General features: G+C 49.9%; 11 protein-coding genes. 10 read left to right on the top strand and 1 reads right to left on the bottom strand.

From position 1 onward, the window contains the following. Position 1: 1 nt before the first annotated feature. A complete protein-coding gene (locus ACN0VA_RS12460) occupies positions 2–1,102 on the bottom strand; it encodes a hypothetical protein (RefSeq protein ID WP_417821470.1) in 1,101 nt (366 codons plus the stop codon). 267 nt (positions 1,103–1,369) lie between these two features. Here ACN0VA_RS12460 and ACN0VA_RS12455 point away from each other — a divergent pair, with 267 nt between their 5' ends. The 10 genes from ACN0VA_RS12455 (at position 1,370) to flhA (ending at position 15,027) form a co-directional block, all read left to right on the top strand. Then, on the top strand, positions 1,370–3,169 hold the full coding sequence (locus ACN0VA_RS12455) for a flagellar hook-length control protein FliK (protein ID WP_417821469.1): 1,800 nt from the start codon (positions 1,370–1,372) through the stop codon (positions 3,167–3,169). A gap of 24 nt (positions 3,170–3,193) precedes the next feature. After that, positions 3,194–4,240: a flagellar hook assembly protein FlgD gene (locus tag ACN0VA_RS12450; protein WP_417821468.1), complete on the top strand. Its 1,047-nt coding sequence runs from the start codon at positions 3,194–3,196 to the stop codon at positions 4,238–4,240. Between the two features lie 107 nt (positions 4,241–4,347). Next, positions 4,348–6,525, top strand: coding sequence for a flagellar hook-basal body complex protein (locus ACN0VA_RS12445; protein WP_417821467.1), 2,178 nt, complete (start codon positions 4,348–4,350; stop codon positions 6,523–6,525). A gap of 299 nt (positions 6,526–6,824) precedes the next feature. Beyond that, positions 6,825–8,456 carry a flagellar basal-body MS-ring/collar protein FliF gene (fliF, locus tag ACN0VA_RS12440; protein ID WP_417821466.1) on the top strand — a complete coding sequence of 544 codons (1,632 nt, stop codon included), beginning with the start codon at positions 6,825–6,827 and terminating at the stop codon, positions 8,454–8,456. Positions 8,457–8,468: 12 nt separating this feature from the next. Beyond that, the gene (gene fliG / locus ACN0VA_RS12435; protein WP_417821465.1) at positions 8,469–9,488 is read left to right on the top strand and encodes a flagellar motor switch protein FliG; all 1,020 of its coding nucleotides are present in this window, start codon (positions 8,469–8,471) and stop codon (positions 9,486–9,488) included. 18 nt (positions 9,489–9,506) lie between these two features. Further along, on the top strand, positions 9,507–10,334 hold the full coding sequence (locus tag ACN0VA_RS12430) for a hypothetical protein (protein WP_417821464.1): 828 nt from the start codon (positions 9,507–9,509) through the stop codon (positions 10,332–10,334). A gap of 67 nt (positions 10,335–10,401) precedes the next feature. Then, a complete protein-coding gene (gene fliN / locus ACN0VA_RS12425; protein ID WP_417821525.1) occupies positions 10,402–10,701 on the top strand; it encodes a flagellar motor switch protein FliN in 300 nt (99 codons plus the stop codon). A gap of 11 nt (positions 10,702–10,712) precedes the next feature. After that, a complete protein-coding gene (locus ACN0VA_RS12420; RefSeq protein WP_417821463.1) occupies positions 10,713–11,519 on the top strand; it encodes a motility protein A in 807 nt (268 codons plus the stop codon). 27 nt (positions 11,520–11,546) lie between these two features. Continuing rightward, positions 11,547–12,881 (top strand): sigma-54-dependent transcriptional regulator, encoded by a 1,335-nt coding sequence (locus tag ACN0VA_RS12415; protein WP_417821462.1) that lies wholly within the window; start codon positions 11,547–11,549, stop codon positions 12,879–12,881. Between the two features lie 16 nt (positions 12,882–12,897). Next, entirely contained in the window at positions 12,898–15,027 is a 2,130-nt protein-coding gene (flhA, locus tag ACN0VA_RS12410) for a flagellar biosynthesis protein FlhA (protein ID WP_417821461.1), read from the top strand. Positions 15,028–15,053: the final 26 nt, after the last annotated feature.

The raw sequence follows: 15,053 nt of genomic DNA, 5'->3' as shown, positions 1-15,053 counted from the left end.
ATCAAGTCAATAAATTAAAAAAGTCACCCATAGAACCACTAGGGATCAAACTTGCATAATTGCTACGAACCAAAAATGCCTGCGCAAGATTACTTTGAGTTGCCTGAAATTGCTGTTGCAGCTTTTGACGCTTATCATAAAGTTCTGTCATTAACTCGCGCTGAAGGTTTACTTTTTCCTGATTAATACCATCAATTTCGTTTTTTGCTTTTTCCAAATAAAACTTCAAAGAAGTCTCTACAACTTCATAACGTGTCACCTCAAGCTGAGCAATGCTCTTTGCAGAAGACAAATCCTCCAACGCACGTGCACGCCCACTATCTGTCGCTAAATCATCATACGCCCATGCATGCATGATCCCGATGCCTGCACGTTTAATTGTTGCATTATACGTTGTACTCGAACTGGCATCCGAACCAACAGAAAAACTGACATTATCACTGGCATCAATACTGTTGAGCGTCAAACCACTTACAAACGAAGCAACAACATTCGTTTCATTGCCATCTGCATCATAACGCCGGATCGACGAACCAGAACTTTCCAATTTCCAGACTTCACCGCCAGCTTCTTCCAAAGAATAATTGGCGCTTAAATCGACACCAAAAAAACTGGAATACCCCCCATTGCTATTCGTAGGGTATTCCATCGGATATGTTGAATTATTCAAAAGGTTCGGTGAAACCCGCGTTTCACTAATAGCCAAATCAATGGAACGAAAGCCCGAGTCAAAAGCCCGCGCGTACCCTTCCGCTTGAAAATCTGTATCAGGGTCATCAAACGACTTCTGCGCCCGATTCACATCTAGCATCATACTATCAAGACGACGCTCAATACTTTCAACACGCTTGCGGCTATTTTGCAGGACATCCAGTGCTTCACGTAAGTTTTTCGTAAGATCAGAAAACGCCTTTCCCTTACGATCCACAATTGCCATCTTAGCATTTAAACGATCTTGAACCTGAGTTTCCGCATTTTGGACCTTGTTCTGAAAATCCGTCTGCAACTGCGCTGCCAATTGGTTTCGCGATACATTCTTAGATACGTTAAATATACTAACGGCACCTTGTCCGTTTTTCAAAGCAGAAAAGATATCAACCATTTCTAGGTCCTTCTCGAGAAAAACTGTCCCATTCTACGACAGAATGAAGTATAGCACAGCCCTTACCAAAAAAGTACTCTTTATTTACTCACCCCTTCACTGAATATATTGCCTGCGTACTAGGAATTTTTTACCTAAACCTTCATAAAGTAAAACGAACAAAAATAATTTAATTCATCATTTTCAATAAGATAAAGCAATAACACCCATCTGGCACACCCTTTGCATTTAATCCGTCGAAGAACCGGAACTTGCGAGGACGCGATCATGGATAATTTAGCGGTTAACGCGAAAAATAACGGAACTGTTACCCCGGTGACAGGTCCTGTGGCCCAAACAACAAAAACAAAAGGCACCAACAATAGTGCAGGTTTTGCCGATTTGCTCGCTTTCTCCAGCAGCAATATGAGCACGAACCTAAGCATGTCGACCTCCAAGTCATCCAACGAGCCCGCCTATGATGCGCACGCTGACAAAGGCTATGATGACTCGTACAATGATAAAGCATCCAAAACAGCCGATGCACGCAACGACGATGATGTCGCAAGCGATCGTACTGATAAATCTGACGACACTCGCACAGAAGATCGCCCGGATGATCGCGCAGACGATACGCGTCGGGACGCCAGTGATGATAACCGGGATCGTTCAGAACGCGACGATGCCCCGCAAAAAGACGCTGACGCAGGAGACAAGCCCAAAGCAGATAAGAACGAGCAAAGTGAAACTGCTGAGGCCAACAACAACACCTCAAACGAGACGGCTGACACAAATGAGGCCGGGGCAAACGCCGAAAATCAAGGTAACGATCTCGCCGATGCAGCCGCTAATGCAAATCTGGGACAAGCCGCTGCCGCCAATGCACAAGGTGCAACAGACCCAAGCGTTGTCGCCGCCGTTGCATCAACCCAGCAGAGCAACACTCAAAACAACAACGCAAAAACCGGTACTCAAACAACTGATCCCTTGGCTGTAGATGTAAACGCAAAAAACACAACTACACAGACAGCGACGACACAAAACACCGCCCAACAAGGACAAGCCGGTCAGCACGGCAATGCGCAAAACCAATCTCAACAACAAGCGCAGGTCAATAAAGGCGAGCAAAAAGAAATTAATCCGCAGCAAGCCGCGCAACAGCAAAGCAGCGCACAGCAGCAAGCCGCAGATTTGTCCAAAAAAATTGGTCAGAACCAACAGGCAAATGTTCAGGTCAAAGTCGCAGAAGCGGCTGCGACAACCACGTCTCAGACCTCGACCTCATTGTCTAATGCTTCCAGCGTTGCGGCCAGCACCAATCAGGCGGGTATTTCCACCCAAAGTGGACAGCAGCAGAATAATGCGCAATCTAATCTGGGGCAAAATGCACAGGCTGGTCTCGCGAATGCACAGGTGCAAAACAATCAAAACAATTCTGCACAAAATACCCAAAACCAGAATTTCGCCAATATGGTGAATGAAGCAAAAGGCGCACAAGCCGCTGCAAAAGGGACTGGTGCACAAGTTACCCAAACAACAGTCGGGACGGAAACAACACAAACCGCGACGACCACGCAGACCCAAGCAAGTAACCAGACCCAACAGACTGAACAAGCCAAACCGGCGCACGAAGCCAAGCAGCATGTTCACACCACGGCAAAGCCTGAGCATATCAATGTTGAAATCGCAAAAGCTGCAAAGGCTGGCGCAGACCGTATCAACATCCAGCTTAAACCTTTGGAGTTGGGCCGGATCGAAGTGCAGTTGGACATGGCAGGTTCCAAGGTAACTGCAACCGTCACAGCAGACCGCCCTGAAACACTGGAAATGCTGAAACAAGATGCCAAGGCGTTGGAAAAAGCCATGCGTGAGGCCGGTTTAGACATGGGCGACATGAATTTTAACCTGCGCCAACAAAACAACGAAGGCCAACAGACCGCACAAGGCAACGGGTCCGGTAACCTTGGTAACGATACATTAAATGACGCACCTGTACGCGGCGAAGACATCACGACAGCCGAACAGGAAGCACTGGAACGTCGCGCCCAATTACGTGCTGCCTACGGCGGCGTGGATCTGAGCGCTTAAGGACGAAAGAAGAAAGGTTGAACGATGGCTGAATCAATTTCCGGATTAGGCGCTGCTGCAGTTGCCGGCCAATCGCGGGCAGAAACGGACCGTCAGAAACTCGCCGATGATCTCGACGATTTCATGACGCTTCTGACCACGCAGTTGCAACACCAAGACCCGTTGGACCCAATGGATGCCAACGAGTTCACGACCCAATTGGTACAGTTTGCTAGCGTGGAACAACAAATTTCACAAAACGCCAACCTTGAAACCCTCATTAAAGCGCAAGAAACAGCACAACTGTCTTCTGTCGCCAGTTATGTTGGCCGCATGGCAGAAGTCAAAACCAATCAGGTCCAGATTTACAACGGCGAAGCTGAATTCAACTACGTTCTGCACGAAGATTCAGTCGCAACGCTTATTAATATTCAAGATAGTAGTGGCCGCACAGTCTTCTCCGGTGAAGGCAACGTGTCCGCTGGTAAGCATGGCGTGTTGTGGGATGGTTCGGACCTTAGTGGCAACCAGTTGCCAGATGGTCTTTATAAACTGACCGTAACCGCACTGGACGCAGATGGTGCACCGGTTGATATCACAACCACGGCCGTCGGCAAAATCACGGGTGTCTCTTATGCCGGTGACGAACCTGAACTGATCATGACGAACCAGGCGGTTAAACTGGCGGATGTTATCGCACTGAAACAGGAAGCGATTGAATTGTCAGAAGTTGACTCAATCGCTGCAGCACAGTTGAAAGCAAAAGCATCAAACCAAGATGCCGTTAACAGTGCTATCGCTGCACAAGACTCTTACAATGCACTGGTTACACTGGCTGAAGACAACGATCTTGAGGCCGTGCAAACTCAGCTGACAGCTGCCGAAAAAGCAGTAAACGAAGCTGCGGAAGCACAATCTGATGCCAATGAAGCCTACCAGACGGCTGAAAACGCAACCAGTTCATACGTCGCAGCGGAGGCTGCACAATCTGCAACGGCTGCGGCGGCACGCGCTTCCAAAGCTGCTTCTGAGGCCTCGATAGCCTTGGCAAAAGCAAAAGCTGCGGTAAAGGCTGCCGAAGACGCAGCCTAACGCAAACAAGAAGCACAAGCTTCAACGAATAGAGAACCAGTGACCTAGAATGGGTGACTTAAACAATAAGCAAGAATGCTAAGAAACATTCTTAATGGAGATAAAAGATGAGCTTATATGGCGCACTTTTTTCCGGTGTATCAGGCCTTCAGGCACAATCAAGTGCCATGGGTGCCATTGCCGATAACGTGACCAACGTAAACACGGTCGGTTACAAATCTACACAAGTGAACTTTCAAACACTGGTGACCAAACAGGCCTCCCTGACCAAATATTCCGCAGGGGGTGTGCAATCCAAACCTCGCCAAGGCGTTGATGTACAAGGCCTGCTGCAGTCAACAACTGCAGCAACAGATATTGCCATTTCCGGGGGCGGGTTCTTTATCGTAAACGAATCTGGGACCCCATCTACCGGTGACCTTTACGCCTATTCACGTGCGGGTTCTTTCCGTGTGGACAAGGAAGGTAACCTGCAAAATTCATCTGGGTATTACCTGCAAGGCTGGCCGTTGCAAACCTGGGACGGCTCAACACAAGCCGTTCAGAAAACAGTGGGCAACGACACCTATATGAAGGCCTACCAAAACACAGCTGGCGATACGGTTTATATTAACGATAACATCGTTGATAATACAAACTTGCGTCCGCTTAACTTGAAAACAATTGGTGGTACAGCTGTTTCAACAACCACAATTGCAATGGGTGCAAACCTGCCGTCCTCCGCAGCTGTTGGCAAGTCACACAAAACAGACGTATTGATGTATGACTCATTGGGGGCCGCCCACAACATCAATCATACCTGGACCAAACGTGCGTCAAACGCATGGGATTTATCCGTCATCCCCCCAAAAGGGGCGGCGACAATGGTTGTGGAAGACCAAACAACCACGCGCAATAACTATATGTCCCTTGGCCGTCTGGATTTCCAGAGTGTACCCGATGTCGGCACAACAATGGACCTAAATATTGACGGAACGGATTATCGGATCGCATTTGGTGCGGCTGACGTGGACTCCATCCATCAAAACACGATTACTGTCGGTGCACAGCCTGCCGACGGGGAAACTTATCAAATTGATATCGGCGGTACTATTACCACGTTCGAGTTTGATAGTGACAACACCCTGACCGATCCGACACGCACACGCGTTGTCATTGGCCCGGACACCACCACAACGGCCAGCAATTTAGCCAATGCAATTGAAGCCGCAATGGATACAACTGGCGGCACGGCAAACTGGACCTCGCAGGCTGGTAACGTGATTACTTTCGAGCAAACAAACAATGTGGCTGTTTCATTTACTGACGGTACAGGCGGTGACGTTACATTTGCAGCCGGCGCTGCAATTGCAACCACGGCACGTGCTGGTTTAACACCTGTTAACGCACAGGAATTAAGCATTAACGTTAACAACCGCTCTCTGTCACAAGTCATGGATGAAGTTGCCAACCGTATTCAAAAACTTCTGCAATACGAATATGGTGGAACACCGAAATCACCACCAGAAATGTGGGCAGAACGTGTTGGGGGCGATACTGGCGTTTTCTTCCATAACGGATCGACAGCTAACGACATTACAATTAACGCCTCACGTCTAACAACTGGCGGTATCGCGGCGGTCACGCAAAACGAAGCCTTTACCGTTGAACGTTTGGACTCCTCTGTTGCATGGACAGGAACCAGCAATTATACCGTTGAATTTAACGGGGATGGTACACCGAACAAATTCTTCGGTACGGACGAAGCCACTGCATCCGACCCTCGCATTCAGTATAAAATCGACTGGGCAAACGGTGCCGAAGATATGGATGGTTCCGAAGGCCCTGCCCTGTCCGTTTCCCTCGGGAACTATAACGTTGCCGATGGTATGACCCAGTTTGGTGACACTTACCAAATCAACTATATTTCTCAAAACGGCGCGTCATTTGGTAACTTTGCCGGGGTCACCATCGGTGAAGACGGTGTTGTAACCGCTCTGTTCGATAACGGTGTAACTCGTCCAATCTTTATGATCCCGGTTGCCACAATGGTTAACCCGAACGGCATGGACAGTCTGTCCGGTAACGTCTGGATTGAAACCGATTTCTCCGGTCAGCCGACCGTACGTGAAGCCGGCTCTGCCGGATCCGGGTCCGTACAACAGTCTGCATTGGAAGCTTCCACCGTCGATTTGGGGGAAGAATTTACCTCTATGATCACAACCCAGCGCGCCTATAGTGCTGCGGCCAAGATCATTTCCACATCGGATGAGATGCTGGAAGAACTGTTGAGAGTGAAACGTTAAGCCCGTCTCACTCTTGACAATCTCCGATTTTTATCGGTTCTCTTTAAGACTTGGCCCCGGTGTTTTTGCGCCGGGGCATTTTTCTTTTGCAGAGGCAAAAAAACACTAGAATCATTGAGCTTTTAAGGCCATTTTAGAGAAGCTGAGTCGGTTAAAGAATCCAATGGGCAAAAATTGCCGGGTTATTAACCTCTTGTTTAGGGTAATCGCGTTAGATTCTAATATGTAGCATCATACGCGGGTCGTACCTGCGAACTATGTGAGAGACTTAAACAGGTACATCGGAAGGAACGCATCAAGTGAGCGGTTTTGTAGACACATTAAAAAATCTCGGACCACAGCGACTGGCTGTCGTCGGTGGTGTCATATTGGCTCTGGTTGCCTTTTTCATTTATTTGATGACCCGTTTGGGTACACCGCAAATGGAATTGCTTTATTCCAACCTGAATACAGATGACTCACAACAAATCATCGCGATTTTGGCACGTGAACAGGTCTCTTACGATATCGCAAAAGAAGGGGCGGAAATTTTTGTATCCTCCGACAAAGTTGGCCCCATGCGTCTTAAAATCGCTGAAAACGGCCTCCCCACTGGTGGGTCTGTCGGATATGAAGTTTTTGACGGCACCGATAGTGTCGGTTCCACCAACTTTCAACAGAATGTCAATCTGGTCCGCGCATTGGAAGGCGAACTCGCCCGAACCATCCGTTCCATCAACAACGTAAAAGCCGCCCGTGTCCATCTGGTTTTGCCGCGTCGTGAATTATTTTCGCGTGAACGCCAACAGCCCAGCGCCTCCGTTATTTTAAAAATGAACAATGCTGAGCGCTTAAGCAAAGAACAGATCACGGCTGTTCAACATTTGGTCGCCTCTGCCGTACCTGATCTAAAGCCTGAGCGTATTTCCATTGTCGATGACAAAGGCACATTGCTCGCCCGTGGGTTCGAACAACCCGGTAATGCCGACAAGGCACAGGAAATCGAAAATCAGCGTCTGCAAAAACAGGAAGCTATTGCGCGCCGCATCGAAGGATTGCTGGAACGCACCGTCGGTTTTGGTAAAGTGCGCGCCGAAGTTTATGCCGATATGGATTTCTCGCGCGAGACCTCCGTCGAAGAAGAATACGATCCTGAAGGTCAGGTGGTTCGTTCCAGTTCCACGATGGAAGAAAACGAACAGAGCAACGAAAGCGAAAATGACATGTCTGTGACGGTTGGCAACAACCTGCCGGATGCGCAAGACAATGGCGGCGGGACATCTGCCGGATCGAGTGCCAGCCGGACACAGGAAACCGTCAACTACGAAATCTCTAAAAAAATCATCAACCGGGTTCGCGAAACCGCCGTTGTCAATCGTTTGTCCGTCGCCGTTCTGGTTGACGGTGTTTACACCGCAGGACAAGATGGAACGGTGACCTATGAGCCGCGTAGCCAAGAAGAAATGGATCAAATTTCAACTTTGGTGAAGAGCGCGATTGGCTTTACACAGGACCGCGATCAGGTTGATGTTATTAACATGCGCTTTGCTGCTGTTGAAGCCATTGACGATGCGCCTGAAATTGTCTTCTGGATTTTCACCAAAGAAGAACTCATGCACTACGCCGAGATGGTTGTCCTTGGCCTTGTTGCCCTGCTGGTCATCCTTTTGGTGGTTCGCCCGCTTATCAAACGTGTGTTCGAACAGCAGGCGGCGGCTGAAGCCGCGGCCTTGGCAGAAGCCGAACAGGAAGCATTGGCTGGTCCAGGTGGTGTCCCGGTTCCATCCGATACGGTGGCTGATGAAGACGACAGTTTCGAGGAACTTATCGATATTGACCGGGTAGAAGGCCGCGTGAAAGCGTCCTCTGTCAAGAAAGTCGGCGAAATCGTCGAAAAACACCCGGAGGAAGCACTCGCCATTATTCGCAACTGGATGTATCAGGAAGGCTAAGGGTAGGATACGATGGCACGCGTAAAAGACGATTACCGCAGTTTAACAGGACAAGAGAAAGCTGCCATTTTCATGCTGTCACTGGGGGATGAACATTCCGGTCGACTGTTTGAAATGATGGATGATGAAGAAATCCGCGAGCTTTCTCAAATCATGGCTTCGCTCGGGTCCGTCAGCTCCACCGTTATTGAGCGTCTGTTCGTCGAATTTGCAGATCAACTTTCTTCCGCCGGGTCCCTTGTCGGTACGTTTGACAGTACGGAACGTTTGCTGAAAAACTCCCTGCCCAAAGACCGCGTTTCTGCCATTATGGAAGAAATTCGCGGACCGGCCGGGCGCACCATGTGGGACAAACTCGGCAACGTTCACGAAGCCGTCCTTGCCAACTATTTCAAAAACGAATATCCGCAAACGGTTGCGGTTGTTCTCTCAAAAATCAAGCCAGACCACGCGGCACGTGTTCTGTCCTTATTGCCGGAAAACTACGCGATGGAAGTTATCATGCGTCTGTTGCGCATGGAAGCTGTCCAGAAAGAAGTTTTGGACGGGGTTGAAAAAACCCTGCGTTCAGAATTTATGTCCAACCTGGCGCGGACCCAACGCCGCGACAGCCACGAATTGATGGCCGATATCTTCAACAATCTGGACCGCAACACCGAAAACCGCTTTATTACAGCCTTGGAAGAACGCAACCGCGAGTCTGCCGAGCGTATCAAAGCCCTTATGTTCACTTTCGACGATTTGGTACGCGTGGATCAGTCCGGCATTCAAATTTTGCTGCGTCAGGCCGAAAAAGACAAACTGGCAATGGCATTGAAGGGCGGATCGGAAGAGGTCAAGGAACTGTTCTTCAAAAATATGTCCGAACGGGCCGCCAAGATGATGCGCGAAGACATGGAGGCCATGGGCCCTGTTCGTCTGCGCGATGTGGACGAAGCACAAGCCGAAATCGTTGTCGTCGCCAAACAATTGGCCGATGCGGGCGAAATCAATATTTCTCAACCGGGCGAAGAAGACGAACTCGTCTTCTAATTGGAGTCTATGTGACTTATGAGCACAGTCAAAAGATACATGTTCGAAAACCGAAACTTCGACCCGGATTACGACCCGGAGGCAGACCACAGCTACGCCTTTGACGAAGACGGTGAAGCTCCGCACCATCACCGGGAACACCAGCCGGACGAAGGTGAAGACGACGAAGAAGAAGTTGAAGCACCACCCCCGCCCACCTTCAGCGAAGAAGAAGTTCTCGCTGCCCAGCAAACCGCGTTTGATGAAGGCAAGGCCGCCGGTCTGGAGGAAGCCAATGCCCAGTTCGAACGCATGATTGCAAGCGCATTGACCCAAATGGCACAAACCATCCCGGCTGTGTTTGCAGCCCATAGCAAAAGTCAGGAAGATCACGAAGCCCATGCGTTATCCGTTGCCAATGCGGTTACAAAAAAAATCATTCCCGCCTATGCAGAAAAACATGGGTTGGACGAAGTTCTAAACGTGGTTTCCAAATGTCTGGAACCTTTGCGCGCTGAACCGCGTATCATTGTTAAAGTCCACGAATCATTGCGTGAAGATTTGCATGAAAAACTGGTTAAAATTGCCGATGAACTAGGATTTGACGGACGGATCGTCACGATGGCACATGACGATATCCTGCCCGGTGACTGCCGCATTGAATGGGCGGAAGGCGGCGCAGAACGCAACATCGAAAATATGTGGCAACTAATTGACGAAATTGTAGAACGAAACTTGACGCAAGGCACCAATCAAGGCGAAACTGATAATCAGGCGGATGCACCCTTGTCAAACGCACAAAATGTATCGGCCGAAAACCGGTTAGAACAACAGACCGGAATAGAGGAGACATCATTCGATGGCTGACGAAGACAACAACTTAGAACTTAACAATCTGGACAATATGGAAGGCCCAATGGCCCCGGAAAGCCAGATGGGACACTCCGGCCCCAGCATGGGCGCACCGGTTCAGGATTTACCGACCAGTGCGCGCGAACTGGAAGCCGTTTATGATATCCCGGTCCGTGTATCTGCCGTTCTGGGCAAGGCAACGATGCCGGTGAGCGATCTCTTAAAACTTGGACGTGGCGCCGTCGTCGAACTTGACCGCAAGGTCGGGGAAGCGATTGACATCTATGTGAACAACCGACTTGTCGCACGTGGCGAAGTTGTCGTGGTTGAAGAACGCCTCGGCGTCACCATGACAGAGATTATCAAATCGGACCGGAGCTGAGTAAAAGAAACATGAGCGAAGGCGAAGGTATCGGCGGCGGCAAAGCCTCTTTAGATAGCGCAACCATCATTGGCCTGATTGTGGCCTTTGCCTTGGTTGGCGCGGCTATTGTCTTGGGTGGATCACCGGAATCCTTTTTCAATCCCCCTTCCGTTTTGATTGTCATCGGGGGGACCATCGGGATCACCACGGTTTGTTTTTCTTTGGGCGAAATGTTACGTGCCGGTCAATTGATCATCAAAACCGTTCTCTATAAAAATCAAAACGCCAGCACGGTCGCCGTTCAAACCATACGTATTGCCGAAATCGCCCGCAAACAAGGGGTCTTACAATTACAGAACGTTCTCGACGATATCCGCCGCGAAGCATTCTTTTACAAGGGATTGTCGCTGGTTGTCGACGGCACCCCGGCAGACGAAGTCGAAAATATGATGATCGGTGAATTGGAAGCCATGGCCGGGCGCCATCATAAAGGAGCAAACATTTTACGCAAGGCTGCCGAATTTGCACCCGCAATGGGATTGATCGGGACCTTGATTGGTCTGGTTCAAATGCTCGGCAATCTTGATGATCCCAGTACCATTGGTCCGTCTATGGCTGTTGCTTTATTGACAACCTTCTATGGTGCGGTCCTATCAAACATGGTACTTATGCCGCTGGCGGCAAAATTGGAGCGAAATTCCGATGATGAATTGCTGATTAACCAGCTCTATATTCTTGCGACAGCATCCATCGGACGTCAGGAAAACCCACGCCGTCTGGAGATGATGCTCAACAGTATTCTGCCACCGAACCGTCGCGTTCAATATTTCGATTAACGCAGATATTAAAGAGGCCTAGACCAGATGAAGATTTTGATTGTCGGCACATTGAATGGACAAGTCGGCGCTGCCAGCCAAATCGCGGTGAAGCGCGGCGCAAAAGTCATTCACACCGATAACATCAACGAAGGTTTGGATACCTTGCGCCAAGGCAAGGGGATCGACCTTGTGCTGGTGGATATCCAGCTTGATATTGAAACATTCATCAGCAACCTGAATGGCGAACGCATCAACACACCCGTGGTTGCCTGCGGTGTCGCCACTGATGCAAAAGCCGCCGTGCGCGCCATCCGCGCAGGCGCACAGGAATACCTGCCCCTGCCCCCAGATGCAGAATTGATCGGCGCTGTCTTAAGCGCGGTGGCAGAAGAAAGCCACGCCATGATCTATCACGATCCAATCATGGACGATGTGGTACGCCTTGCCAAACAAATCGCACCTTCAGATGCCAGTGTCCTGATCACAGGGCAATCCGGTACGGGTAAAGAGATTATGGCCCGTTTCATCCATCGCAACTCACGGCGCAAAGATGGCCCCTTTATTGCTGTCAACTGTGCAGCTATCCCGGAAAACCTTCTTGAATCAGAATTATTCGGCCATGAAAAAGGCGCCTTCACAGGTGCGGTGGCGCGTCGGATCGGCAAATTTGAAGAAGCCAACAACGGCACCATCCTGCTGGACGAGATTTCAGAAATGGATCCACGTCTTCAGGCCAAATTGCTGCGGATTTTGCAAGAACGCGAAATTGATCGTGTCGGGGGTAAAAAACCTGTTCCTGTCAATGTCCGTGTTTTAGCGACCTCGAACCGCAATATGGAACAATCCGTTGCCAAAGGTGAATTCCGCGAAGATTTATATTTCCGCCTGAATGTGGTGAACCTGCAATTGCCATCTTTGAAGGAACGTCCCAAAGATGTGCAAATTCTTGCCGATCACTTTATTAAAAAATATGCAAAAGCTAATGACATGGCAGAACGTCCCCTAACGAGCGGGGGCCTGAACAAGTTGTTGCGTCACAGTTGGCCGGGTAACGTGCGCGAGTTGGAAAACACAATGCACCGCGCCGTTCTGATTGCCGGTCCCACTGAAATCGGCGAAGAAGCCATTATGTTAAGCGGCAGTCCCAGCGCACAATCCAGCGCTGACACAGGCCAAGCCACAGGTAATTCGGGTGATTTTGTAGGCCAAACTGTTGCCGATATGGAACGTAAACTGATTATTGCCACATTGGATCATTGCCTTGGCAACCGAACACATGCGGCTAATGTTTTGGGTATTTCCATCCGTACATTGCGCAACAAGCTGAAGTTATACGGGGATGAAGGTTTCGACGTTCCCGCAGCTGGCGGCAACGGTTAAGACAAGGTAGCGTTTTATGGCAGAACCCAGCAACACCGGTCAACCAGAGGCAGGCGGCGACGCCTTCAATGCCTTTTTTGGGAAGGCAAAAAATGCTTTCTTGAATGGCGATTATGGTATGGCCGTCGGGATTGCAACCATCTTGGTTGTCCTGATTTTCCCGATGCCCAGTTGGCTGCTGGATATTTCGCTCGCCTTTAGTTTTACGTTCTCCGTTATGATTATGATGACGGTTATTTTCCTGGAAAAACCGCTGGATTTCAGCGCGTTTCCAACAGTCCTGCTGATTGCAACCATGATCCGGCTGGCGTTAAACCTCGCCTCCACCCGATTGATTTTGACCAACGGGCATGAAGGAACAGCGGCAGCCGGTGCGGTGATTGAAGCCTTCGGCGGCTTTATCATGGGCGGGAATTTCGTCATCGGGATTATCGTTTTCTCGATTTTGGTGATCGTAAACTTTATCGTTATTACCAAAGGTTCAGGACGGATTGCCGAAGTCACCGCGCGTTTCACACTGGATGCCATGCCCGGTAAACAGATGGCCATTGACGCCGACTTGTCCACCGGCCTGATTGACGAAGACCAAGCCAAAGCCCGCCGTCAGGAATTACAGGACGAAAGCACCTTCTTCGGGGCGATGGATGGTGCCTCCAAATTCGTGCGCGGCGATGCGATCGCCGGTATTCTCATTACCTTTATCAACGTCATCGGCGGTATTATTATCGGGGTTGTCCAAAAAGACCTTGAAATGGCACAAGCTGCCGACAGTTATACCCGACTGACTGTTGGCGACGGTCTGGTTTCCCAGATACCGGCCCTGATTGTTTCAACCGCTGCTGGTCTGCTTGTAACCAAGGCCGGTGTTGCCGGGACCGCAGACAAAGCCCTGATTTCCCAGTTTGGCGCCAACCCGAAAACCTTGGGTGTCAGTACCGTTATCCTGTTGGGGATGGCGACCATGCCGGGGATTCCCGTGCTGCCGTTTATGTTTTTGGGGATTTTGACTGGTGGTGGTGCCTATCTCGTCAGTCAACGCCAAAAAACCGAAGCTGCCGAATTGCTGAAACAACAGCAATCTGACACCAAGGCCCCCCCACCGCCATCTGAAGAACCGATCTCGGAAACCATGAAGATCGATATGATGCGTCTGGAATTGGGGTATGGTTTGCTTTCCCTTGTCAACGCCGGGGCATCGGGGCAACGTCTGACTGATCAAATCAAAGCGTTGCGTCGCCAGTTGGCCCAAGAAATGGGCTTTGTTATGCCCTCTGTTCGTATTCAGGATAACATGCAACTTCCGGCCAACAATTATGTTATCCGCATCAAGGAGATTGAAGCCGGGCGCGGTGACCTTCGCCCTGCCAGCCTGATGATTATGGATCCGCGCGGCGAAGACATCAGCCTGCCCGGCGAAGCAACGCAAGAACCAACTTTCGGCTTGCCAGCCATGTGGGTCGACCCGACCAACCGGGAAGAAGCCCTCTTTCGTGGCTATACGGTTGTTGAACCCGGCACCGTTATCACCACCCATTTGACCGAATTGGTCAAAGACAATATGTCTGAACTTTTGTCCTATGCTGAAACGCAAAAATTGCTGGACGATCTGGACAAAGAACATCAGAAACTTATCGCAGATATCATTCCAAATTCCATGAGTGTCGGTGGCGTTCAACGCGTCTTGCAAAACCTGCTGACCGAGCGGATTTCCATTCGCGATTTGCCAACCATTTTGGAAGGTATTTCCGAAGCCACAGGATATACCCGCAATATCAATATGATTACCGAACATGTGCGTTCTCGCCTTGGTCGCCAAATCAGCGATATGCTGGCAAACCATCAGGGTATTTTGACGCTTATTACCTTATCGCCGGAATGGGAACAGATTTTCCTTGAATCCCTCGTTGGGTCCGGGGACGAACGTCAGCTGTCAATGGCGCCTAGCAAGATGCAGGAATTTATCAACGCCATTCGCCAAACGTTTGAGCGCCAAGCCATGATGGGTGAAACACCAGCCCTTCTCACCAGCCCGGCGATCCGCCCGTACGTGCGTTCGATCATCGAACGGTTCCGCCCGTCAACAGCTGTGATCTCGCAAAGTGAAGTCCATCCGAAAGCGAAGATTAAAACCTTGGGCCAGATTTAGGCCGTAAACTCATAAAAAATCTGTTG

This window comes from Terasakiella sp. (assembly GCF_048267425.1).
Classification (GTDB): Bacteria; Pseudomonadota; Alphaproteobacteria; order Rhodospirillales; family Terasakiellaceae; genus Terasakiella.
The sequence above is the reverse complement of the archived record's forward strand: the minus strand, read 5'-3'. Positions and strand labels throughout refer to the sequence as shown.

Bases quoted from the DNA above. Each gene is read 5' to 3' on its own strand.
- ACN0VA_RS12460 (WP_417821470.1), bottom strand. From the start codon at position 1,102: ATGGTTGATATCTTTTCTGCTTTGAAAAACGGACAAGGTGCCGTTAGT.
- ACN0VA_RS12455 (WP_417821469.1), top strand. From the start codon at position 1,370: ATGGATAATTTAGCGGTTAACGCGAAAAATAACGGAACTGTTACCCCG.
- ACN0VA_RS12450 (WP_417821468.1), top strand. From the start codon at position 3,194: ATGGCTGAATCAATTTCCGGATTAGGCGCTGCTGCAGTTGCCGGCCAA.
- ACN0VA_RS12445 (WP_417821467.1), top strand. From the start codon at position 4,348: ATGAGCTTATATGGCGCACTTTTTTCCGGTGTATCAGGCCTTCAGGCA.
- fliG (WP_417821465.1), top strand. From the start codon at position 8,469: ATGGCACGCGTAAAAGACGATTACCGCAGTTTAACAGGACAAGAGAAA.
- ACN0VA_RS12430 (WP_417821464.1), top strand. From the start codon at position 9,507: ATGAGCACAGTCAAAAGATACATGTTCGAAAACCGAAACTTCGACCCG.
- fliN (WP_417821525.1), top strand. From the start codon at position 10,402: ATGGGACACTCCGGCCCCAGCATGGGCGCACCGGTTCAGGATTTACCG.
- ACN0VA_RS12420 (WP_417821463.1), top strand. From the start codon at position 10,713: ATGAGCGAAGGCGAAGGTATCGGCGGCGGCAAAGCCTCTTTAGATAGC.
- ACN0VA_RS12415 (WP_417821462.1), top strand. From the start codon at position 11,547: ATGAAGATTTTGATTGTCGGCACATTGAATGGACAAGTCGGCGCTGCC.
- flhA (WP_417821461.1), top strand. From the start codon at position 12,898: ATGGCAGAACCCAGCAACACCGGTCAACCAGAGGCAGGCGGCGACGCC.